General features: G+C 34.4%; 1 protein-coding gene. It reads right to left on the minus strand.

Annotated elements, in window-relative coordinates; translation table 11 throughout:
* On the minus strand, nucleotides 1-827 hold an 827-nt coding region (locus ACTXGU_RS22235; RefSeq protein WP_443483697.1), incomplete at its 3' end, for an ABC transporter ATP-binding protein.
* Nucleotides 828-841 lie beyond the last annotated feature (14 nt).

Consider the following 841-nt stretch of genomic DNA (forward strand, 5'->3'; position numbering starts at 1 on the left):
AAGGAATGAACGACTTTCACACCACGTGAATCTTTTACACTTAAATTTTTAATAGAAAGAATGGTTTCCTTTGGCTGTGCTTCTTTTTTATCTGTTTTAAACGTAACTTCTCTGCCTACCATTAAACTAGCTAATTCATTTGGATTTGTTTCGCTTACATTGTATGTACCAATTCCTACTCCTTTACGAATAACGGTAACTCGATCGCACACTTCCATAATTTCTTTTAATTTATGGGTAATCAAAATAATTGATTTTCCTTCTTTTATTAACGTTTTGAAAATGGCCATTAATTCGGTTATTTCTTGAGGAGTCAACACAGCAGATGGTTCATCAAAAATTAATATTTCCGCACCTCGATAAAGCGTTTTTAAAATTTCTACTCTTTGCTGCATCCCTACTGAAATATCAGAAATTTTCGCTTTTGGATCTACTGCCAACCCATATTTTTCCGAAATTTCCTTTACTTCTTTTTCTGCCTTTTTTAAATCGATTTTCCCTTTATTGACCGTTTCTTTTCCTAAAATAATGTTCTCGGTAACGGTAAATGTATCGATCAACATAAAATGCTGATGCACCATGCCAATTCCTAAATCGTTGGCTACATTCGGATTAGAAATGTTCACCTTTTGTCCCCGAGCCCTAATTTCTCCTTTTTCCGGCTGATATAAACCAAAAAGAACATTCATTAAGGTTGATTTCCCCGCACCATTTTCTCCAAGCAGTGCATGGATTTCTCCTTTTTTGACTTGAAGTGTGATATTATCATTGGCAACAATTCCAGGGAATTCTTTGCGAATATTTAACATCTCAATTACATATTCCATCATTTTCACTCCTT

Origin of the sequence: Niallia sp. 01092 (genome assembly GCF_052318935.1) — a bacterium.
Classification (GTDB): domain Bacteria; phylum Bacillota; class Bacilli; order Bacillales; family Cytobacillaceae; genus Niallia.